Raw genomic sequence first — 24,235 nt, 5'->3', positions numbered from 1 at the left:
TAAATATTTAAGGTAATTTAATATTAATTCATCCAGTACAATAAATGTAGAAATATTTATTTAATAAAGGTAATATAAATGACCTTTATTAATATTATAATTTATATATAAATTGCTTAGGAATTGATATAAAAGATGATGTGATTTTATATAGATTGAACCAGCGTTTGTATGCTACATGAACCAACATATCCTATTAAAAAGGAGGTAATTATTATGGGAAAGGTAGATATTTCTAGCATTATTCAAAAGGATAGGGAAGAGAGAAAAAACGGTGTTTTTAAAGGGGTATTTCTGGATTATCTTGAGATTTTAAAACAAAATCCTGATATTTCCATGTTAGCTCATCAAAGAATGTATAATCTTATAACAAATCCGGGAGTTGAAGTCATTAAAACTGATGAAAACCCTCGATTAAGAAGAATTTATGGGAATGATGTTGTAAAAAAGTACAAGTTTTTTGAGGATGATTTTTTTGGTATTGATAAAACAATAATGAAGCTTGTCAGGTATTTTCACTCAGCTGCAATGGCAGGAGAGGAGTCCAGACAGGTTCTATATCTTGTAGGACCAGTTGGGTCAGGAAAATCATCACTTATGGAAGCTTTGAAAAAGGCTCTTGAAATGAGTTCCCCAGTATATGCATTAAAAGGCTGCCCAATAAGGGAGGAGCCTCTGCATTTGATTCCAAAACATCTTAGAAAGCAATTTGAGGAAATACTCAATGTAAAAATAGAAGGTGACCTTTGTCCTATATGCCGCTACAGGCTTAAGAATGAATTTAACGGCGAATATGAAAAGTTCCCGGTTGAAACAGTAGGGTTCTCAATCAGATCGAGAAAAGGAATAGGCGTAGTACCGCCTGTAGACCCTAATAACCAGGACACATCAGTTCTTATAGGATCGGTTGATATATCGAAAATTGACATGTATCCAGAAGATGATCCAAGGGTCTTGTCCTTAAATGGTGCATTTAACGTTGGTAACAGAGGTATAGTAGAGTTTATAGAAGTTTTCAAAAATGAGACTGAATACCTCCACACAATGATAACTGCAACCCAGGAGAAATCAGTTCCGTCACCGGGTAAAGGTTCAATGATCTATTTTGACGGAATAATTCTTGCACATTCAAATGAAGCGGAATGGAACAAATTTAAGTCAGATCATACTAATGAAGCTATTTTAGATAGAATTGTAAAGATTGAAATACCATACTGCCTTGAACTGGGTGAAGAAACAAAGATTTATGAAAAGATTCTTAAAAAGAGCAGATTTAAAGCTCATATTGCACCTCACACCATTGAGATTGCTTCAATGTTTGCTATTCTTACAAGGCTTGCACCTTCTGCTAAGGTTGACCCTATGACCAAGCTGAAAATATATAATGGTGAAGAGATTGTTGAAAAGGGAATGGCAAGAAAGATTGATATATTCGAGCTTCGTGAAGAAGCTGCAAGGGAAGGTATGACTGGTATTTCAACAAGGTTTATAATGAAGTCAATCGATACTGCTTTATCGGAATCGGAACATGATTGTATAAATCCCATTTCGGTAATGGAAACCCTTGTTAAGGCAGTTAAGGAACTTGCCATATCTGATGATGACAAATCAAGATATTTGGCTTTCATACAGGATAACATCAGAAAAGAATATAACAAGATACTTGAGAAGGAAATAACAAAGGCATTTATTCATGGTTACAGAGAGCAGGCTGAAAGCCTTTTTAACAACTACCTTGACCATGCGGAAGCATATGTTAATAAAACAAAGATAAAAGATCGGAACACTGGCGAAGAGTTAGAACCTGATGAGAGGTTCTTAAGATCAATTGAAGAACAAATCGGAATTACAGATTCTGCAGCAAAAGGATTTAGAGCAGATGTTACTGCATATATGTTTTTTGTTCTTAGAAATGGCGGAAAGCTTGATTTCAATAGTTATGAGCCGCTAAAGGAAGCTATAGAGAAAAAGCTTACTGCGTCTGTAAGAGAATTAAGCAGAGTTGTTACAATGGCCAAGGTGAGGGATCAGGAACAAAGCGAAAAATACAATGCAATGGTTGAAGAGATGAAAAACTACGGTTATTGCGACCATTGCTGTAATGTAATATTAAAATATGCAGCTAACAATTTGTGGAAAGATTAAGAATGTGTGTATCGCATAATATATCAAATTATTTTTGAGAATTACCTGATGATGGGGTGATTAAAATGGCTATTTTCAAGGAGTTTAGCAGCAGCGGCAAAGACAGATCGGCAGAAGACAGGCGGAGACATCGTCAACTGGTCGAGGACTCTATTAAGAAGAATATTGGAAATATTATTGCAGAAGAAAGCATAATAGGACAGAGAAAAGATAAAAAGATCAAGATCCCCATAAAAAGCATAAAGGAATACCAGTTCATATATGGGAAGAATACTTCCGGAGCAGGAAGCGGAACAGGTAATGAAAAGAGGGGAGATAAGGTGGGTGAAGACCAGGGCCAAGGTCAGGGAAATGGCTCCGGTCAGGCAGGCAATCAGGAAGGTGAGGACTACTACGAAACAGAAATTACCATAGATGAACTAATAAGCTACCTTTTCGATGATCTTAACCTGCCTGATCTTGACAGGAAAAGGATTGGGGAGCTTGAGTCGATCAGGTATGCCAAGCGTTCAGGCTTCCAGAGGAAAGGAATCCCGCCCAGACTTGCAAAAAAACGTTCTATAATTGAAAAAATAAAACGTAAGCAGGGATATGAAAGAACCATGAAAGAAATGGATGCTAAATCATCCTCAGGTGAGAATATTGATGAAAATATCGATCAAAATCAATATTCCGATGTTCAAAATACAGAAAACGTGCCTAAAAGGTTTCCTTTTATTGAGGATGATTTAAGGTACTGGAGAGTAAGGGAAGAACATAAGAAGGACTATAACGCTGTCGTTATTTGCATTATGGACGTTTCTGGGTCCATGGACCAATCAAAAAAGTACCTTGCAAGAAGCTTCTACTTTTTGCTTTATCAGTTTATAAGGCTCAAATATGCTAACGTAGAGGTGGCATTTGTAGCACATACAACAGTTGCAAAGGAAGTAAGCGAAAATGAGTTTTTCCATAAGGGTGAGTCGGGAGGTACCTATATAAGCAGCGGTTATGAAAAGGCACTTGAAATCATAGAGCAGAGGTATAATCCGTCAAGCTGGAATATATACGCATTCCATTGCAGTGATGGGGATAACTGGGCTGAAGATAATGCAAAAGCAGTGGAATATGCAAACAAGCTTTGTGAGGTTTCCAACCTTTTTGGATATGGAGAGATTGTACCTGGCTATTATTCCTCTATAAGTACGATTAAAAGTGAGTATCAAAAGGGTGTGAAGCATAAGAATTTTTCAATTGTTACCATGACAAAGAAGGAAGATGTGCTGCCCGGCCTAAAGAAGCTGCTTGATAAAGACGGTACAAATTAAGGACAAATTGAAATATTACTTCCGAGTAAGGATAATTGGTTTTACGCATTCTTTGGTGTAGGGAGGGTCTTAAATGTCTGACTATACAATAAATGAACTTAAGATGTGGAATGAACGAATAGAAGAGATAGCACAAGCTGTAGGTCTTGATTACTATGAGCAGGAATTCGAAATATGCAGCTATGAGGATATGATAGGTTATGAGGCTTATGTCGGTATGCCTTCCCACTACCCGCACTGGAGCTATGGAAAGTCTTATGAAAGAATAAAAACTTTGCATAAATACAACCTGACAGGATTACCTTACGAGATGGTTATAAACTCTAATCCCTGTCTGGCATACCTCATGAAGGACAATACACTGCTTCTTCAAATACTTACTATAGCCCATGTTTATGGACACAATGATTTTTTTAAGAACAACAGACTTTTCAGGGATGGAACCAAAGCTGAATTGACAATCGAAACCTTCAAAAATCATGCAGACAGGGTCAGGGAATACATTGCAGACCCAGGCATCGGTTATGCAAAGGTTGAGAAAATTTTAAATGCTTCTCATGCATTAAAATTTCAATGTCCCCGAGAGATAGGAATAAAGCGTCTTAGTGAGGATGAGAAGAGGAAAGCACTATTGGAGAAGTATCAGAAGCCTAGGAGTGAGTACCCTCTTTTAGAGCCAAAACAGACACAGCCTGAAGAAGTGCCGGATTTCAAAAAGATACCGATAGAGCCTGATGATGACTTGTTATGGTTCGTTTCCAGGTATGGTAAACTTACTTCCTGGGAGCGTGACCTTATTGATATAGTAAGGTTTGAAACATCCTACTTTGTGCCACAGATCGAGACAAAGATAATGAATGAAGGATGGGCCAGCTTCTGGCATTATACAATACTTAACAAACTGGAACTTTCCCAAGGTCTTCATTTTGAGTTTTTGAAAAGGCACAACCAGGTTATAAGACCTCATTTAGGTCAAATTAATCCGTACTATGTTGGGTTTAAGATTTTTGAATACATTAGAAACAACTACCAGGATAATCCGAGGAAGATATTTGAAATCAGGGAAGTGGAAAGAGACCAGTCCTTCCTAAGACGTTATCTAAACTATGAATTGTGCCAGGAGATGAATCTTTTTGAATATGATAAGAGGGGCAATGACTATATAATATCCGAGGTTGCAGACGAAGAAGGCTGGAAGAAGATCAGGGATACCCTTGCAAGTTCAGTCGGTATGTCGGGAATACCCATCATAAAGGTGTTGGAATATGTTCAGAAGGACAACACATTGGTATTGGAGCACCAGTATGACGGAAGGGAACTGGAATTAAGCTATGCTTATGAGACATTGAAGCATGTGGAGGATCTCTGGGATGGCAAGGTAGTACTTCTTACCATACTTGATGAAAAACGGAAAATGATAATGTGTGATGAACAGAAAAAGATTTCACTTACTAATGTATAAAAACGCCGTAAGGCGTTTTTTTATATCTAAGAAATTCGATGCATTATCGTATCTCAGGATACTGCATATTCTCAAAAAAAGGTATATAATTTACATGTTATTTCCAATCGCAAAGTGTAGTGGAGGATATTTATAACTTAAGTTTTACAATTGATAATATTAGGAGAGGATGAAATTTATATGATATCAAAAGCATTAGAAAGTTTAATAGATTATAACCAACAAGATGTTAGAAGGATAAATCATGCTATAAAAGTTTATGGTTTTGCTAAGACTATAAGTGGGAAGGAATCTGTTACAGAAGAAATAAGGACAGTTATAGAACTTGCTGCGGTTTTGCATGATATAGGGATAAAAGAAGCTGAAAGAAAATATAATTCCTCTGCAGGAAAGTATCAGGAGATTGAAGGCCCGCCAATTGCAGAGAGGATTTTAAAGAAAATTGGAATGGAGCAAACAATTATTAACAGGGTTTGTTACTTGATAGGTAATCATCATAGTTATAGTAAGATAGACGGCATTGATTTTCAAATTCTTATAGAAGCGGATTTCATAGTGAATATTGATGAAGATTCTCTGGATATTATATCTATTAAATCGATTAAAGAGAAATACTTTAAAACAGATACGGGAAATAAAATTATTGAAGCTATGTATGGTATTTAAAATAACAATATATATCTTTTGGGATATATTTGTTCAAACAAAGGAGAGTGTTTGTAATGGCTTTTTATGAAGAGATTTCAAAGTATTATGATTATATTTTTCCTGTCTCTATGAATACAGTAGAGTTTTTACGAAGGACTTCAGGCAATCCTCCGAAATCTATTCTCGATGTTGCATGCGGTACAGGAGGTTATTCTATGGAATTGTGCAAGCACGGCTACGATGTAACGGCAGTGGATATTGATAAAAATATGATTGAAAATTTGGCAATCAAAGCCCAAAATTTGAACGGCAAATTAAAATTTTTGCATGCAAATATGCTTGGCTTGAAGGAGAAATTCCACGGCAATAAATTTGATACTGTATTTTGTATTGGTAATTCCTTAGTGCATTTGGACAATTTAACCCAAATCAAAGAATTTATTAGTGATGTAAAGGATATTATCGGTAGTAATGGAAGTTTAATAATCCAGGTGATTAATTATGACAGGGTGATTTCAAAAGATATAAAGTCTTTACCGACTATTTTTAATGAGGAAGCAGGGTTGACATTTGAGAGGTTATACAGGTATGATAGAGTGGAAAATAAAGTATATTTTAAAACTGTTTTGTCAGTAGATAATCAAAAATATGATAATGAAATACCGCTTTATCCCCTTCTGTATGACGATATAAAGAATGTGTTTTCTGATAATGGATATGAAAAAATAGAGTTTTTTGGAGATTTTAACGGAGGCAGTTTTGATAAGAATAATTCTTTCATGATGGTATTGGTTGCATCAGTATAAAATATAAAAGGAAGATGATTATGAAATGGAATAATCTTTTTAATGACACTCAAAGGCCGACTGTTGACGATGTTAACCAGTTCATCGGACAAGGGTCAGATTTATGGCTCAAACTATTATCGTACATAGAAAGTACATATAATGTTCAGCCTAAAATGTCGTACAGTAAATGTGCAGCACAGCCGGGTTGGAATATAAAATACCAAAAGAGCGGCAAGTCATTGTGTACCCTGTATCCGATGGAAGGCTACTTTATAGCATTGGTTGTAGTAGGTGCCAAGGAAGAAACAGAAGTTGAAATGATGCTAGGTACTTTTACACAGTATATAAAAGACTTATATTCTAGAACAACCTTTGCTTGCGGAGGACGCTGGCTCATGGTAGAGGTGAAAGATACGTGTGTGCTTGGCGATGTTAAGAGGCTTATTGCTGCACGAGTAAAACCTAAATGAAAGCATTATAAACCTAAAAAAGTATTAACATAAGAGGTATAAACACTAACCCAAGAAGACCTTCTATAGAGATCATGCAGGTCTTTTTGTCTGCATGTAATATTTCTGTGAGTATTAACTTGTCTATTATCCTTAACTATTTTGTAAATTATTATGTGGAGATTTGTAGTAATATTAGAATATAATATACTCTATTTATAAGCTGCAATGAATTATCAAGCATTGTAAAATTTAATGGGAGGGGAATTTGATGAATATAAAAGATTTGTATAAAAGCAATAAGTTTGCCGTTACAGCAATTATTGTTGCAACTGTCATATTTGTTGCGATAACAGCGTTTGCAGTTAACAGGCTGTTTTTTAAATCCGATTACAAGGAAAAGCTTACTTTTAATTCACAGACTACAAAAGCTGAAAAAGTTGTAAAGATAACTAATATTGAACCACTAAGCTATGACGGAACAGGTGTTGAGGTTAACTCAGGTTTTAAAGTGACCAGTGAAAAAGAGTGTGATGAGAGTTATATTAAAAAGGCTCTTAAGATTACTCCAAATGTGTCTTTTGCAGTTAAGAAGCTTTCAGCAACTTCATTCAGTGTTAAAGCGGATGAGCCTTTAGTGCCCAACAGTGTATATAAATTTGAAGCACTTCAGCCTAAGCCTTCGCAAGATGGAATACCTGAGGGCCAATCTTCAAATAATTATTCCTGGGCATTCCAGACTAAAAAGACCTTCAGGGTAGTCAGAACCCTGCCAAGGGATATGGCTACCAATGTAGAAACCAATACCGGCATTGAGATTACTATGAGTCATGAGAATTTTGAGGAATTTGACAAGTATTTTGAAATAAGTCCAAAGGTTAAGGGACGGTTTGAATACCATAAAAAGGTAGCTGTTTTTGTACCGGAGAAACTTGAGCCTGGAATGATTTATACAGTTACTTTAAAGAAGGGATTAGGGCTTAGAGATGGAGAGGATAAACTGGAGAGGGATTATATTTTTAAATTCCAGACCAATAATCCTCAAAACAATAATCAACAATCTGCACCTGGGTTTTGGTTTTCACAGGCCATATACAATTTTGCGTCAGATGTTGTTCCTGTGCTCCAGGTAAATACATATGATAAGATTAAAGACGGCAGTGTATCCATTGAAGTTCTGAAGTACCAGAATGACAGTGACTTTTTAAAGTCTGTGGAAATAATGAACAGTTTGCCATACTGGGCCGTAAAGGATAACAGTAATGATCAATTGGATTCCTTAAAGCTGGAAAAGATATCATCCTTCAATTCCAAAGTGGAAAATACAAATGATGACTACTATTACAGCTATATAAGCTTTCCGGCAAAGATGCCTGAAGGGCAATATCTTATAAGGATTAAGTATGGAAGTAGAACATTTAGAACACTTTTACAGGTAAGTGATATATCAACTTATATTTCAGTGTGCAGGGATAAAACACTGGTTTGGCTCAATGATTCCATAACAGGTAAGCCATTGGGGGACGTAACGGTTAGCTCAGATGAAAATCAAAAGGCAATTTCGGGAGATGATGGTCTTGCCTTTATCGATGGCAAGATTAATATTCCTGAGGATACAGGTTATCGCATATTTAAAATTAATAATAAAAACAAACCTACGTTCTTTGCATATGTGACCAAAACCAACTGGTATATGAATAAAGATGGAGAACAACCTGTAAACGATCTTTACTGGACATATATGTATCTTGATAGAGGAATGTATCTGCCTAATGATACAGTCAGGATATGGGGGATGGTTAGGCCTAGAGACGGAACGCCAATGCCCGAAAAGGCAGAGCTGGTTCTTTACAGGTATGATTACTCCTACTTTGAGGAAAATGATCTTCCAGGCCTTCAAACAAAGGAAATCATGCTTACTCCTTCGGGTTTCATAAAGGATGAGATTACTTTGGATAATCTTGCATCGGGCAGCTATTCAATTATGTTGAAATTCGGGAAAAGGACTATTATTGAAAGTTCTTTTGAGGTAAAGGAATATACCAAACCTGCATATAGAATAAACGTTGAGCCTGATAAGAAGATTGCCGCAGCATGGGAAAAGGTTAATTTTGATATACAGGCCAGCTTTTTTGAAGGTTCTCCGGTTCCTGGGATAAAGCTTGACTATGATGCCGGTATTAATCGGCATTCAAATGGTGTTATCTCATGTGGAGATGACGGACATGGAAGTTTAAATTTTATTCCTGAAAGCTTTTACATCGACAGTTCATGGAGGCCTACTACATTTAATTTGTTTGTAAACAATAACCAATCTGAAGAAGCTGTTATAAGCTCATCAGGCTCTGTAATAGTATTTCCAAGGGATACAATGGTAGAGGTAAAATCCGAGGTTTCAAATAATACAGCTAGGATAAAGGTGGAAACAAACCTTATTGATATTGATAAAGCAAAAGAACATGGCGAAATGGTGTATCAAGATGAAAGCTTTTATAAGGGGAAAGCTGCAGATAGGAGATTGAAGGCAAAAGTTTACGAAAAGCACTGGGAGCAAAAAGTTATAGGAGAATATTATGATTTCATAAATAAAAGGGTTGAGAAAAAGTATGAATACAAAGAGGTTGAAAGTGTTGTAAAGGAGGAAGATTTTACAACATCAAACGGCGTATACGAATTCAGTGTTCCTATTGAAAAGAATTCCAAGGAATATAGGGTGTATTATGTAAAGGTTACAGGAGCCGACGGCAAAGGCAGGATGATTGAGGAAATCAAATTCATCAATAACTACTACAACATTTACAATTCCGAGTTTAAAACATACTCCCTGGTAACTGAAGATGGGAAAAACACATACAAACTTGGTGAAAAGGCTGTGATTGAGGTTAAGTATGGTGGTGAAAGCCTTAGTAAAAAGCCTGATACAAGGGTGTTATTTGTAGTACAGAGGAAGGGTTTGGCAGGGTACAGCATATCCGAAGACTTTAAATACTCCTTCGAAATGGATAAAAACAAAATTCCGAATATATATGTAAAGGCGGTATATTTTGACGGTAAAAATGTATATGATGCAGGAAACACCAATATTTTATATGATTATTCTGAAAAAGAACTTAATGTAGAGGTAAAGCCGGATAAAAGCGATTACAAGCCTGGGGATACAGTTAACCTTGATATAGAGGTGAATGATAAATCAGGAAACCCCTGTCCTGCGGATGTGAATATCAGTGTTGTGGATGAAGCATTTTTTGCAATACAGGACCAATTTGTAGACACATTAGGGGCCATATACTCAAAAAACATTTCTGAAGGGGAGGAAGCAAGCTATTTCTCCTATCAGCCCACTGATTTAAACAGGTTTGGCGGTGCAGAATGCGGTGAGGGAGGAGATAAGACCATCCGTTCAGACTTTAAAGATAATGCATATTTTGACACTGTGAAAGTCGGGGCGGACGGAAAAGCTAAGGCAAACTTTAAGGTGCCTGATAACCTTACGTCATGGAGAATTACCTACCAGGGTGTATCAGATGATTTAAAGGCAGGAAACGGAAAGACCAATATTAATGTCAAGCTGCCGTTTTTTGCAGACATAATTTTTAATAAAATATTCATGGAAAATGATAACCCTGAATTAACAATGAGGGCTTTTGGAACAGGTGTTAAGAGCGGTGATGATGTAACTTACAGTGTATTATTGGAAGGAAATAATGGAGTTAAAAAGGAGTTTAATAAAGTTGGAAAGGTAAATCTCTTTACAAGCCAGTCCCTTGGCAGCCTTAAAGAAGGACAGTATTCCGTTACCGTTAAGGTGAAATGTAAAAACTTCAATGATGGAATTAAAAAGGACTTTTCGGTTGTTAAAAATATATTGGAAGCTGAAAAATTCAAAACATATAAGCTTGCAGACGGCTTGAAAATTGAAGGGGGCAAAACCCTTACGACTCTTGAATTTTATAATGCAGCTATATCTGAGTTTTCGGATACACTATGGTCTTTAGATTGCACATGGGGGGAAAGGGTTGATCAAAAGCTTTGCAGGAAGCTTTCCCAGGATCTCTTGAAGAAATATTTTCAGGTTAATAGCATGGAGGAAAACTTTGAATTTACCAAATATCAGTTGGAAAACGGAGGGATAGCTTTACTTAAATATGACAGTGCCAATCCTGAGTTATCTGCTAAAATATGTGCTATTTCTGAGGATGAATTTGACAAAAGCAGCTTAAAACTGTATTTCTATAAAACAATAGAGGATAAAGAGTCACAGCCGACAGATGTAGCTGCATCCTTCTATGGGCTTGCATCTTTAAATGAGCCTGTACTATATGATGTCAAAAACTTGTTGGCATCAAAAGGGATATCATACAAGGATAAGATATATCTATGCCTGGCCCTTGCAGAGTTGGGGGATATAAAGACTGCCAGAGAGGAATATGCAAAGGTAACAGAGGGCAAGCTCAAGAAAATCGACCCGTTAGCATATATGGATTTTGGAACTAGTAAGGACGATATAATTGAGATTACTGCTTTATGCTCATTGGTAGCCCTTAAGCTTGATCTCCCTGAAAAGGAAGGACTTCACAGGTATATTTCTCAAAATTCGGGAAGAGATATAATAACCAACCTTGAAAGAATCAATTATGCAATGAATACGGTGCCTGATACTCAAAAAACCAGTAGGTTTACCTATGAACTTGATGGTAAGAAAAAAGATGTTGAGCTTAAGAAGGCTGATAAATTCAGGATTCAATTGACTTCAAAGAGCCTTGAAGGCATTAAATTCAGCAATATTCAAGGTGAAATTGCAGTAACCTCAACCTTTAAGGGACAAATAAAAGACTCTATTACGGAAGAAAGTAAATTAGTAAAGCTTAATAGGCAATATAACGGGAAAAATGATACTTCTTTCAAACAATCTGATATAGTATCAATAACTATAAAACCAGAGTTTTCAAAAGCAGCACCAGACGGTTTCTATGAGATAACAGATGTTCTGCCTTGCGGATTCAGATATGTCGAGGGCAAGGAATATGTGGAAAACAGGTATTATCCTGATGAAGTTTCGGGACAGAAGGTTGTCTTCACTGTTTACTACAGCAAAAACAGCAAAGAAAAACCAAAGGAAATAAAATACTTTGCAAGAGCAGTTTCGCCGGGTGATTTTACTTCAGATAATGCATTTATAAAGCATTATGGAAGCAGTGCTGCCGGAATTTCAGATATGATAAAAGTCAAAATAACAAGGTAGATATATTATGAATAAATTATTGAGATATATGGCTGTATGTTTAACACTAATAATTATAGCCGGTGGTTTTGCTGCATGCAGCAAAACCACCGGGAACATTGAAGCAGGTATAAAACCTATCGGCACAAAGGACCCTGAAAGGGGTGTGCCTGAAATTGGTACCAAGGATACACCTATAATAAAGGACATGATAAGATGTATTTATTATAATGATGCTGAATTCATGCAATCCATAAGGATTGCAAACAAGCAAGAGTCTTATAAAGGGGATATTGTAGGAGGTATAGTTCCACACCATCTTTTAGCTTGTGATCTTATCGCTTCATTTTTTAAAACTGTATCAAATGGAAATTATGATTGCGTTGTAGTAATCGGACCAAACCATAAAAGAGAAGGCAACCAAATGCTTAACACTGCTTTGGAAAGCTGGTCTACACCCTTTGGGGTTTTAGAGCCCGATGATAATCTGATAAAAAGAATCACTGGCATAAAGACATCAGAGAGCAAAACCAGGCTGCTTGAAGTGGAACACTCGGTATCCTCTATTGTGCCATATATCAAATATTATCTGCCTGATGCAAAAATTGTACCTGTTATACTCCATGGTAATTATGGAATGAAAAAGTCCATTGAGCTGGGACACAAAATTTACAGCAGTATTTCCCAAAAGAAAGCACTGGTCATAGCATCGGTGGATTTTTCACACTATCTTACTCCAGAAAAGGCCGACAAGATGGATGAAATTACATTAAGAGCTTTAAAATCATGGGATATTAATGCTATAAGCCAAATGACCAATGATAATATGGATTCACCGCCTTCAATCATGACTTTCCTTACTGTAATGAAGGACGCAGGAACCGATGGGTTAAGACTTTTAGGGCATGACAATTCTGCAAGAATAGCAAAAACATATAGCGATTCAACAACAAGTTATTTTACAGCTGTTTTTGAAAGGAATAAATGACAATAATAAGGCTTTGTTGCAACTTTAAATTAAATACATTATAATTGGGATAAGATTTTACTTCACACTTAAATTAGGGTGAAGTAATTTTTTTAGAATTTTTCTTTAGGAATACAGGTGGATTTTGGATGTTTGATAAAAAGTGGATTTGCAATGAAGTAAAAGATGATGATGTTTTAAAGCTATCTAAAGAAGCACAGGTCTCAACGCTTCTGGCAAAAGTTTTTTTAAGCAGGGGTATTAACGATAAGGATTATATAAAGAGTTTTCTAAATCCTTCAAAAGATAAGCTTCATGATCCTTTTCTGATGAAGGATATGGACAAGGCTGTTGAGAGAATTTTAGAAGCTATAGAGAAAGGCCAAAAAATTTTAATTTATGGTGACTATGATGTGGATGGTGTCACAAGCACTTCTGTTTTATATAACTTTTTAAGTAGTATAGGTGTTAATCTGGATTTTTTCATACCAAACAGAATAAATGATGGTTACGGCATAACCTTTGATACTGCTGAGACTATAGTTAATTTGGGGTGTCAGCTGGTTATAACAGTTGATTGCGGCGTATCAGCCATAAGGGAAGTAGACTTTATTAAGAGTAATGGTATTGACATAATAATAACAGATCATCATGAATGCAGGGAAGAGATTCCGGATGCTTTAGCGGTTATAAATCCCAAAAGGCCGGATTGCCCATATCCATTTAAAGAGCTGGCAGGTGTTGGTATAGCCTATAAACTGGTGGCAGCATTATGTGATAGGCTTCAGCTTGGAGATATCTATTATAAATATCTTGATATTGTAACTATTGGGACAATCGCTGATGTAGTACCTCTTGTAGGTGAAAATAGGATAATAGTAAGTAACGGCCTTAAAATAATGAGAAATACAACAAATATAGGGCTTATGGAATTATTGAAGCACTGCAATAAGAATAATGATGACATAACCACTTGGATGGTTGCTTTTATAATTGCCCCAAGGATAAATGCGGCAGGTAGAATGGGTGATGCTAAAAGGGCAGTAACACTTTTTACGACTAAAGACAGGACCACTGCTATGGAAATCGCTGGCCTTTTAAGCAGTGAAAACAAATTAAGGCAGGACATAGAATCTGCTATTATAGATGAAGTATTGAATAAAATTGAGTCGGACAATAAATATAAAGATAAAAAAGTCATGGTAGTATCAGGAGAGGGCTGGCACCATGGTGTTATAGGTATTGCAGCATCAAAAGTAACAGAAAGGTATTATAAGCCGTGCATAATACTGTCATGTGAAAATGGTATTTTAAAGGGTTCAGGGAGAAGTATAGAAGGGTTCAACATGTTTATGGCTCTATGTGCATGTGAAAACCTTTTAGACAATTATGGCGGTCATGAGATGGCTGCGGGGCTTACCTTAAAGGAAGAAAACCTTGAAGAATTTGATAGGCTTTTAAACAATTTTGCTGATAATAACATGAAAGAAGAAGATCTTGTTCCCAAGGTTAAAATAGACGCAAGACTTGCAAGGAATGAAATAAATTTGAGGAGTATTTCGGAAATTGAGATGATGTCACCCTTCGGGGTAGGAAACCCCAGCCCTTTATTTTTGTATGAGAATGTCAGAATAGCTGATTTAAGGACTGTTGGCAATGATAAGCATCTAAAAGCGGTTTTTGAAGATCAGGGCCTTACAGTTGATGGCATAGGATTCAATATGGGAAATCTCTCTAAGGATCTATTGAGTGAAGACTTTGTTGATGTAGTGTGCTCTTTGGATAAAAATACATGGAATTCTGTTGATAGGGCCCAGCTTGTTTTAAAGGACATAAAGTACTCAAAGGACATTGTGAGTGAGCAAAAATTTTATAACAGCCTGGAGAAATGTGTAGGTTTTGTAGTTGAAAATGTTGGTGATAATTATCAAAATAATCAAGTTTGTGATATGGCATTCCAAGACACAGAGGAAATTGAAGATAAAGTAAAATTATTCATTAATGATGATAAAAAAACAATAATTCTTGTAAATTCGATGGAAAGTGCTAAAAAAATAAAAAAAATGCACGAAAATTTGCACGGGTGTATTAAAAAGAAATTAAATATCTGTTATACTTGTTTTAATGATCAAGATGATGCAGGAACAATACTTGTTATCAATCCTTGTATTGAACATTTGCACAGTTTTAATGCGGATAGAGTAGTGTTTTATGGGTTGTGGTCAGTCCCTGGTTATATAGATTTGGTATATAATAGATTAAAAGGGCATGAAGCTGAATGTATATGCCTTTTATCCAAGACCGACAAACAAGGAGGAATGAATGTAGAATTAAAAAGGCAGGATATTGAAGTGGTTTACAGGTATATAAGGGCAAACTCTATAAACAGTTTACTGCTTGGTAATATGGTTGTCCTGGCTAGGAAGATTGCCTTAAATTATAAAATTAATATGAACTACTTTAAACTGAAAAAAAGCATTGAAATACTTGGTGAATTAGGGCTTTTGAAAGCTCATTATAAAAACGATTACCATGTTTCTATAGATTTCAATAAAGATATAAAAGGAAAAACAAGCCTTGATAATTCAAGCTTATATAAAAAACTTCAATTGTTTCAAATTGTAAAATGATTATTGTAATATTTGGGAGGAGCAGGGTTCATGAGCGAAGGCTTTAGTCGATTATATGAAAAAGTTAAGCAATATAATAAACATTGTGACTTTGAGCTTCTTAAAGAAGCTTTTGAGCTTTCAAAGGCTGCACATGACGGGCAGCAGAGAATATCAGGCGAGCCTTACATAACTCATCCTGTAGAGGTTGCAATAATTTTGGCAGAGCTTGAATTGGACTGCACTTCCATAATAGCAGGACTCCTGCATGATACCATAGAAGATACCACCTGTACTTTTGAACAACTTAAGGGGAAATTTGGCGAGGAAATTGCCAATCTGGTTGACGGAGTTACAAAGCTTGGTAAAATTCCTTATACAACTAAAGAAGAACAACAGGTTGAAAATTTAAGAAAAATGTTTTTGGCAATGGCCAAGGACATCCGTGTAATATTGATAAAGCTTGCGGACAGGTTACATAACATGCGGACCTTAAAGTATATGGCTCCTGAAAAACAACTTGAAAAGGCTAAGGAATCTTTGGAAATATATGCTCCTTTAGCTCATAGGCTCGGGATGTCAAGAGTCAAATGGGAGCTGGAAGACTTAAGCCTCCGGTACATAGACTCCAAAGGATACTATGAATTAGTTGAGAAGATCGCAAAGAAGAGGAAAGAAAGAGAAGCTTTTATCCATGATATCATGGAAACCCTTACCCAGAAAACCAAGGAAATTGAGATAGATGCCCACCTGGACGGACGCCCCAAGCATTTTTACAGTATTTATAAAAAAATGTATGAGCAAAATAAGACAATAGAGCAAATCTATGATCTTTTCGCTGTTCGTGTACTGGTTCATTCGGTAAAGGACTGCTATGCAGTGCTTGGACTTGTTCATGAGCTTTATAAGCCTATGCCGGGCAGATTCAAAGACTATATAGCCATGCCCAAGCCTAATATGTACCAATCACTTCATACTACATTAATAGGTCATGAGGGGGTTCCGTTTGAGGTTCAGATCAGGACATGGGAAATGCACAGGATTGCTGAGGTAGGTATAGCTGCACACTGGAAGTATAAAGAAGGCAAATCCAATGACGGTGATCTGGATAATAAATTGTCATGGCTAAGGCAGCTTTTGGAATGGCAGAAGGAAATGCGGGATGCAAAAGAATTTATGGAGACTTTAAAAATTGACCTTTTTACAGATGAGGTTTTTGTTTTTACTCCAAAGGGTGATGTAATAAGTCTTTCTGCAGCATCCACGCCTATTGATTTTGCTTATGCCATCCACAGTGCAGTTGGTAACAAGATGATGGGGGCAAAGGTAAACGGTAAAATTGTTCCCTTGGATTATTCATTGAATAATGGAGATATTGTAGAGGTTTTGACTGCTTCTAATGTCCATGGGCCAAGCAGAGATTGGTTAAAGATAGTTAAGACCTCCCAGGCTAAAAATAAAATAAATCAGTGGTTTAAGAAAGAAAAACGTGAAGAAAATATAATCCGAGGTAAGGAAATTGTTGAAAAGGAATTAAAGAAAAACGGACTAACTTATTCGCAGCTCTTTAAGCCGGACTGGGTTGAATTGCTATTAAAAAGGTATAATTACAACTCAATAGAAGACTTATATGCAAGCCTTGGTTTTGGAGGCATAACCATAAACAAGGTTATAAGCAAACTAAAAGAGGAATTTAAAAAGACACTGAAGCCTGAAGAATTAGAGCAGTTTTTTGAACCGGTCAACAACCAAAAGCCTGAGAAAAAGAAAAAGAATATACCTGAAAATGGTATTGTTGTTAAAGGCATAGAAAATTGTCTTGTCAGGCTTTCGAGGTGCTGCAATCCCGTTCCGGGTGATGATATCATAGGGTATATAACACGTGGAAGAGGTGTATCGGTTCATAGAAAGGATTGTTTCAATGTAACTAATGCGTCGGATACTGCAGAGAGAATTATAGAGGTTAGCTGGTATTCTGCCAACAATGTGGCATACAAGGCAGATATTACAGTTATGGCAAATGACAGAACTGCACTTCTTATGGAAATAACCAATGTGATAGGTGAGTCACGGATTCCTCTTAAAGCTATTAATGCCAGGACAACTAAGGAACAGATTGCAGTGATGAATCTTACACTTGAGATAATTGATACAGAGCAGTTGGAAAAGATAATTAAAAAATTGAAAAAGGTATCAGGGGTTTTTGAGGTGACAAGAAATAAACAGTGATTTCATAAGGAAAGAACGGAGAAAAGGACATGCGAGGGGTTGTGCAGAGAGTAAAAAAGGCCAGTGTTACAGTTGATGGTGAGTTGATGGGTAAAATTGACAAAGGTCTTCTGGTCTTTTTGGGGATTGGAAATGAAGATGATGAAAAGGATATTCAGTATCTTGCAGATAAGATAATAAATTTAAGGATTTTTGAGGATTCCAATGAAAAGATGAACGAATCTCTTTTAGATCAAAAGGGAGAGCTTCTTATAGTTTCCCAGTTCACCCTGTATGGTGACTGCAGGAAGGGTAAAAGACCCAGCTTTGATAAGGCAGCCAGACCTAAAGATGCAGAAATGCTCTATGAAAGATTTGTAGAATATTGCAAGAGTTATGGGATAAAGGTGGAAACAGGGAAATTTCAGGCTATGATGGATGTAAACCTTATAAATGATGGTCCTGTTACACTACTAATTGATAGCAAAAGGGAGTTTTAATATGATTTTAGAATGTTTGCCAAATGGTATGTTTGAATCTAATTGTTACATTTTAGGAATAAACGGGGAAGGCTTAATAATTGATGCAGGTGTTAATTCATCCTATGTGATTAAGAGAGTGGATGAACATAAGCTGAAAATAAAATATATCTTGTTGACTCATGGTCATATCGATCATATATGCCATACTGATGATCTTAAAGAAGCGGTGGGCGGCAGTGTAGTCATACATGAGGATGATGCTGATTTTTTAACCAATCCGGTTTTCAACTGTTCATTTGTATTTGGTGAAGGAAGAACATTTGGAATACCTGATATAAAAGTTAAGGACGGAGATGTTTTAAAGCTTTCGGATACCAATTTGGAAATAATACACACGCCGGGTCATACACCTGGGGGGATGTGCATAAAAGTAGGTAATATTCTATTTACAGGGGATACACTTTTTAAGTATTCAACAGGAAGAACCGATTTGCCTGGGGGCAGCAGGGACAATATAATTAAATCTATAAAAAACAAACTGTTGACACTTCCAGATGAGATTCAGGTATATCCAGGCCACAATGAAGCTTCTACCATAGGCTTTGAAAAAATAAACAATATGGTCTTAGATATGTAATACAAAATCATATCACTTTTAATATAATTAATACTTGGCGAATGAAAACTTGTTTAAGGTTAATAAATTTTATTTAGACTTCTTTGGAGATAAAAATGATTTGTGTAAAGCTGGAAGGACATGACTTTAAGTATCAGGTTGAAGATGTTATTAAGTTGTTTTTTTATAATGAGGATATAGCTTATGTCGATGAATTCCCTGCTGATTTTAAGGGGATTTTTGTGCTTATAAGGATAGCTGGGGCTGATGGCAGCCTGGCAGAGAAGAAAGAAGACAGTTTAAATGATGACAAAATTTATATTGAATTGTGGCGTGACGGTATAAATATATATAATTCCGGCAATAATATTGCTCCTGTTTCAACTCCTAGGGATATAAAAAAGCATATTCATAAAAAGAAATTAAAGATGGAACTTAAACGACAATTATATTTGGTATTTAAATTTCTGACAGGAAAATCAATGCCATGGGGAATACTTACAGGAATAAGACCGGCAAAAATAGTCCATGAAATGCTTGAAATGAGCTATACTGAGGATTCTATATCAGATAGCCTTAAAGGCTACTATATGGTAAAAGAGGATAAGGCAGAGGTGCTTTTAAATGTAGCAAAAAAGGAGAAAGCAATACTTGATTTGGCATCCCCCAATTCAGTTAGCATTTATATCGGTATACCTTTTTGTACCACAAGGTGTCTGTACTGTTCATTTACATCAAACCCTATAAGTTTATCATCTGATATTGTAAAAAAATACATGGATGCATTGATGGTTGAGATGGCAAAAACAGCATCCATCATAAATAGAAATGGATGGAGTGTGCAAAGTATTTATATAGGAGGAGGCACTCCTACATCAATAGACGAGAAGAGTTTAAATAGGCTTCTAAGTTATGTCGGAAGTACTTTTGATACTGGCAACCTCGAGGAATTTACACTGGAGGCAGGACGTCCCGACTCGTTAAATATTGATAAGCTAAGCATAATTAAGGCCAGCCGAGTGGATAGAATAAGCATAAACCCTCAGTCAATGAATGACGATGTATTGAAAGCTATCGGCAGGAACCATACTGCAAGGGATATAGAGTGGGCATTCAGGAAGGCCAGGGAGATAGGTTTTGATAATATAAACATGGACATTATAGCCGGACTTCCCGGTGAATCAGCTCAAATGTTCAATAAAAGTCTTGAGCGAATATTAGAGCTTTCCCCTGATAGTCTTACAGTTCATACACTATCTATAAAAAGAGGATCAAAGCTGATTGATGATAAAACCAGCCATACCGATATCAGTAACGGGGAAATAGAAGAAATGGTTGGTGCTGCAGCAGAATATGCCTATAGAATGGGTATGAAGCCTTATTACTTATACAGGCAGAAAAATATATTGGGCAACCTGGAAAATATAGGGTATAGTACAGAGGGTCATGAGAGCATTTATAACATTCAGATTATGGAGGAAAAGCAGCCTATTATAGCTATGGGAGCAGGTGCGGTAACAAAGATGGTGTATCCGGAAGAAAACAGGATTGAACGTGTTTTTAATGTAAAAAGTGTTAATGAGTATATACAAAGGATTGATGAAATGGTAGCAAGAAAAGAAACTATTATGTAAAAAATTGATCACTTGTTATGCTCATGTATATTAATAATGCAATTAGATCAAAATTATCTTAAGAAATGACTAAATTTAAATAAGATGTTGACAATATTTATATGCATAATTAAAATATACTATATATCTATGAATTATGAACGACAGTGAAAGGGAAAAGTAGCTATACACTGCCTTAAGGGAGAAAGCATCGTGACTGTAAGTGCTTTTAGGAAAAGAATAGTGAACGAACACCTTGGAGTCGGTCTGCTGAAATTGATTAGGCAGATCCGCCTGCCTCAGCGTTAAATGAGCTAAAGCGAGCCTATAAAGCTTATTAGGGTGGTACCGCGGGAAACAACCTCTCGTCCCTTACCAGGGATTGGAGGTTTTATTTATGTCTACAAAAGGAAATTAATGTGATTAGTCGGGAGGAAGACATGTTAACACAAACGCCAAAGGGAACAAAAGACATTTTACCTATAGAGAGCTACAAATGGCAGTATGTAGAGAGCCAGATTGCCAAAGTATGTGCTAATTTTGGGTATAAGGAAATAAGAACACCTGTATTTGAGCATACCGAGCTGTTCCAAAGGGGTGTGGGAGATACGACAGACATTGTCCAGAAGGAAATGTACACCTTTTTAGATAAGGGAAACAGGAGTATATCATTAAGGCCTGAAGGAACAGCAGGCGTAGTGAGAAGCTATATCGAAAACGGTATGTCATCTCTGCCTCAGCCGGTAAAGCTTTATTATATTATTTCTGCATACAGATACGAAAAGATGGCTAAAGGAAGATACAGGGAATTTCATCAATTTGGCGTGGAGACTTTCGGTTCAAAGGGACCATCCATAGACGTGGAAATTATAAGCCTTATAAAGCAGCTTTTTGACAGCTTGGGGCTAAAAGATGTAGGGCTTAATATAAATAGTATTGGCTGCCCTATTTGCAGAAAAGAGTATAATCAAAAACTCATGGATTATTTCAGACCATCCCTTGATAAGTTATGCGGACTATGCAATAACAGGTTTGAAAGAAATCCTTTAAGAATTATCGACTGTAAAGAGGAAAAATGCAAAACCATTACTGCTGGTGCACCGGCTATACTTGACAACCTTTGTGAAGAATGTAGTACACACTTTGAAGGTCTTAAAAAAGGCCTGGATAATTTAGGGATAGTTTACAATGTTGATAAGAACATAGTCAGAGGGCTTGATTATTACACCAAAACAGTGTTTGAATTCATTTCTGAAAATGTAGGTACCCAAGGGACCATTTGCGGCGGCGGAAGATATGATGGGTTGGTTCAAGCTTGCGGAGGTCCGTCTACTCCAGCTGTTGGATTTGCTATTGGTATTGAAAGGCTATTAATGGAAATGGAGAGTCAGGGTGTACCTATTCCGCCACAGAAGGAAATTGAAATATATATAGCAACAATAGGTGAAACATCTGATACTTACGCAGAGAAGCTGATTTATGATCTTAGAAAAAGACAGATACCTGCTGAAAAGGACCTGCTTCAAAAAAGTTTAAAAGCTCAAATGAAATATGCAGATAAACTTGGGGCAAAATATACTGTTGTATTAGGCGATGATGAGGTAAAAAACAACAGGGCTGTGCTGAAAAATATGAAAAACGGTGAACAGGCAGAGATTGCTTTAGATAATATACACGATGAAATTATTAATAGGAGGTAATTTATGGGAGAATCGATCTATGGTTTAAAAAGGTCACACATGTGCAGTGAGTTAGGCTTAAGCAATGTGGGAGAAAAAGTTACTGTTATGGGCTGGGCTCATAAAAGAAGAGACTTAGGCGGCGTAATATTTGTCGATTTAAGAGATAGAAGCGGAATATTACAGATAGTTTTTAACAGTGCTATCAGCGAAGAAGTATTCAAAAAAGCAGAGTCAATAAGAAGTGAATATGTTCTTGCCGCAATAGGCGAGGTTGTGAAAAGGAGTCCTGAAACAGTGAATCCAAAGATTCCTACAGGAGAAATTGAGATTATGGTTTCCGAACTCAGGGTTTTAAGTAAGTCTGAAACACCTCCAATATATATAGAGGAAGACTCCGATGTTAACGAATCAGTCAGGCTTAAGCACAGATACATAGATTTAAGAAGGCCTGACATGCAGAGAAATTTTATTTTAAGGCACAAGGTTGCCAAAATTGCACGTGACTACTATGATGAAAACGGCTTCCTGGAAGTCGAAACTCCTATACTTACTAAGAGCACACCGGAAGGTGCAAGGGATTATCTTGTACCAAGCAGGGTGCATCCAGGGAAGTTCTTTGCACTTCCACAGTCACCGCAGCTTTTTAAGCAGCTGTTGATGGTTTCCGGTTTTGATAGGTATTTCCAGATTGCCAAGTGTTTCAGGGATGAAGACTTAAGAGCTGACAGGCAGCCTGAGTTTACACAGATAGATATTGAAATGTCATTTGTGAATGTTGATGACGTTCTCACTGTAAATGAAGGTTTTATAAAAAGAGTGTTCAAAGAGGCTATGGATATTGATATTGAAACACCAATAAAGAGGATACCATATCAGGAAGCAATGGATAGATATGGCTCGGATAAGCCTGATATAAGATTCGGATTTGAATTAAAAGATGTATCGGATATAGTTGCCGACTGCGGTTTTAAAGTATTTGCCGACGCAGTTAAAAACGGAGGGAGCGTTAGAGCTATAAATGCAAAAGGCTGCGGAGCAAAATTCAGTAGAAGGGAAATAGACAGCCTTGTTGAATTTGTAAAGATATATAAAGCAAAAGGTATGGCCTGGATCGCAGTTGAGGAAAATGAACTTAAGTCCGCTATAACAAAGTTTTTAAGCGAAGATGAAATAAAGAGAATCCTTGAAAGGGTTGAGGCGGAACCCGGAGACTTGATATGCTTTAGTGCAGACAAGAATGATATTGTGTATGACTCCTTGGGGCAGTTAAGGTTGGAGCTTGCCAGAAGGCTTGATATTCTGGATAAAAATGAGTATAAGTTTGTCTGGGTTACAGAGTTTCCGTTATATGAGTATGATGAAGAAGAAAAACGTTATGTGGCAAAGCACCATCCATTTACATCACCTATGGATGAAGATATTGATTTCCTTGAGACTGATCCCAGCAAGGTACGTGCAAAAGCATACGACATTGTATTAAATGGTGTTGAAATAGGAGGAGGAAGCATAAGAATACACAGTCAGGAACTGCAGTCCAAGATGTTCGAGCTTCTTGGTTTTACTGAAGAAGAAGCGTGGGCTAGATTTGGATTCCTGCTTGAGGCATTCAAATACGGTACACCTCCACATGGTGGTATGGCTTATGGATTGGACAGGCTTATAATGATTATGGCAGGCAGAAACAGTATAAGGGATGTCATCGCATTCCCTAAGGTTCAGAATGCTTCGTGCCAGATGACTAATGCTCCGGACGTAGTTGAGATTAAGCAGCTTAAAGAGCTCCATATAAAGTCGGAAGGCTAAAGTGTTTAAACCCTGTTAACAAGTCTATATAAGTTCATATTAGTAAAACTATTAATAAATAAAGGGACGGGTGTAAAATCCCGTTCTTTTGTAGTATAATATTTAGATATAGGTTTACCATTAATTATGAAGCTAATTAATTAATTGGAATTGTTCAAAATTTGTTAATAAAGTGGTAATATGTTTTAATTACAATATAATTTGTAAGGATTACACAATTAAATAAATAGCGGCT

Annotated in this window: 15 protein-coding genes and 1 other annotated feature; all 15 genes read left to right on the top strand. The window is 36.5% G+C overall.

What is annotated here, in order from left to right; translation table 11 throughout:
- The first annotated feature begins 216 nt into the window (after positions 1 to 216).
- Entirely contained in the window at positions 217 to 2,145 is a 1,929-nt protein-coding gene (locus Bccel_RS16250; protein ID WP_036939165.1) for a PrkA family serine protein kinase, read from the top strand.
- 65 nt (positions 2,146 to 2,210) lie between these two features.
- On the top strand, positions 2,211 to 3,452 hold the full coding sequence (yhbH, locus tag Bccel_RS16245) for a sporulation protein YhbH (RefSeq protein WP_036939164.1): 1,242 nt from the start codon (positions 2,211 to 2,213) through the stop codon (positions 3,450 to 3,452).
- A gap of 73 nt (positions 3,453 to 3,525) precedes the next feature.
- The gene (locus Bccel_RS16240; RefSeq protein WP_036939163.1) at positions 3,526 to 4,914 is read left to right on the top strand and encodes a SpoVR family protein; all 1,389 of its coding nucleotides are present in this window, start codon (positions 3,526 to 3,528) and stop codon (positions 4,912 to 4,914) included.
- 180 nt (positions 4,915 to 5,094) lie between these two features.
- Positions 5,095 to 5,580, top strand: a complete 486-nt coding sequence (locus Bccel_RS16235; RefSeq protein WP_036939219.1) for an HD domain-containing protein — start codon at positions 5,095 to 5,097, stop codon at positions 5,578 to 5,580.
- 56 nt (positions 5,581 to 5,636) lie between these two features.
- Positions 5,637 to 6,368, top strand: a complete 732-nt coding sequence (locus tag Bccel_RS16230; protein WP_036939162.1) for a class I SAM-dependent methyltransferase — start codon at positions 5,637 to 5,639, stop codon at positions 6,366 to 6,368.
- A gap of 20 nt (positions 6,369 to 6,388) precedes the next feature.
- Positions 6,389 to 6,820 (top strand): DUF3788 domain-containing protein, encoded by a 432-nt coding sequence (locus tag Bccel_RS16225; protein WP_036939161.1) that lies wholly within the window; start codon positions 6,389 to 6,391, stop codon positions 6,818 to 6,820.
- Positions 6,821 to 7,070: 250 nt separating this feature from the next.
- Positions 7,071 to 12,041 carry an Ig-like domain-containing alpha-2-macroglobulin family protein gene (locus Bccel_RS16220; protein ID WP_036939160.1) on the top strand — a complete coding sequence of 1,657 codons (4,971 nt, stop codon included), beginning with the start codon at positions 7,071 to 7,073 and terminating at the stop codon, positions 12,039 to 12,041.
- Positions 12,042 to 12,048: 7 nt separating this feature from the next.
- Positions 12,049 to 13,008 carry an AmmeMemoRadiSam system protein B gene (gene amrB / locus Bccel_RS16215; protein ID WP_036939159.1) on the top strand — a complete coding sequence of 320 codons (960 nt, stop codon included), beginning with the start codon at positions 12,049 to 12,051 and terminating at the stop codon, positions 13,006 to 13,008.
- A 128-nt stretch (positions 13,009 to 13,136) separates the two neighbouring features.
- A complete protein-coding gene (gene recJ / locus Bccel_RS16210; protein WP_036939158.1) occupies positions 13,137 to 15,617 on the top strand; it encodes a single-stranded-DNA-specific exonuclease RecJ in 2,481 nt (826 codons plus the stop codon).
- Positions 15,618 to 15,647: 30 nt separating this feature from the next.
- Complete coding sequence (locus Bccel_RS16205) at positions 15,648 to 17,825, top strand: RelA/SpoT family protein (RefSeq protein ID WP_036939157.1); 2,178 nt, start codon at positions 15,648 to 15,650, stop codon at positions 17,823 to 17,825.
- A gap of 29 nt (positions 17,826 to 17,854) precedes the next feature.
- Positions 17,855 to 18,304 carry a D-aminoacyl-tRNA deacylase gene (dtd, locus tag Bccel_RS16200; protein WP_036939156.1) on the top strand — a complete coding sequence of 150 codons (450 nt, stop codon included), beginning with the start codon at positions 17,855 to 17,857 and terminating at the stop codon, positions 18,302 to 18,304.
- Position 18,305: 1 nt separating this feature from the next.
- Entirely contained in the window at positions 18,306 to 18,923 is a 618-nt protein-coding gene (locus Bccel_RS16195) for an MBL fold metallo-hydrolase (protein ID WP_036939155.1), read from the top strand.
- A gap of 95 nt (positions 18,924 to 19,018) precedes the next feature.
- On the top strand, positions 19,019 to 20,536 hold the full coding sequence (gene hemZ / locus Bccel_RS16190) for a coproporphyrinogen dehydrogenase HemZ (RefSeq protein ID WP_036939154.1): 1,518 nt from the start codon (positions 19,019 to 19,021) through the stop codon (positions 20,534 to 20,536).
- Between the two features lie 137 nt (positions 20,537 to 20,673).
- Positions 20,674 to 20,891, top strand: a binding site (T-box leader).
- Between the two features lie 64 nt (positions 20,892 to 20,955).
- The gene (gene hisS / locus Bccel_RS16185; protein ID WP_036939153.1) at positions 20,956 to 22,215 is read left to right on the top strand and encodes a histidine--tRNA ligase; all 1,260 of its coding nucleotides are present in this window, start codon (positions 20,956 to 20,958) and stop codon (positions 22,213 to 22,215) included.
- A 3-nt stretch (positions 22,216 to 22,218) separates the two neighbouring features.
- Complete coding sequence (gene aspS, locus Bccel_RS16180) at positions 22,219 to 24,000, top strand: aspartate--tRNA ligase (RefSeq protein ID WP_036939152.1); 1,782 nt, start codon at positions 22,219 to 22,221, stop codon at positions 23,998 to 24,000.
- Positions 24,001 to 24,235: the final 235 nt, after the last annotated feature.

The sequence above is a fragment of the Pseudobacteroides cellulosolvens ATCC 35603 = DSM 2933 genome (assembly GCF_001262605.1).
Classification (GTDB): domain Bacteria; phylum Bacillota; class Clostridia; order Acetivibrionales; family DSM-2933; genus Pseudobacteroides; species Pseudobacteroides cellulosolvens.
The sequence above is the reverse complement of the archived record's forward strand: the minus strand, read 5'-3'. Positions and strand labels throughout refer to the sequence as shown.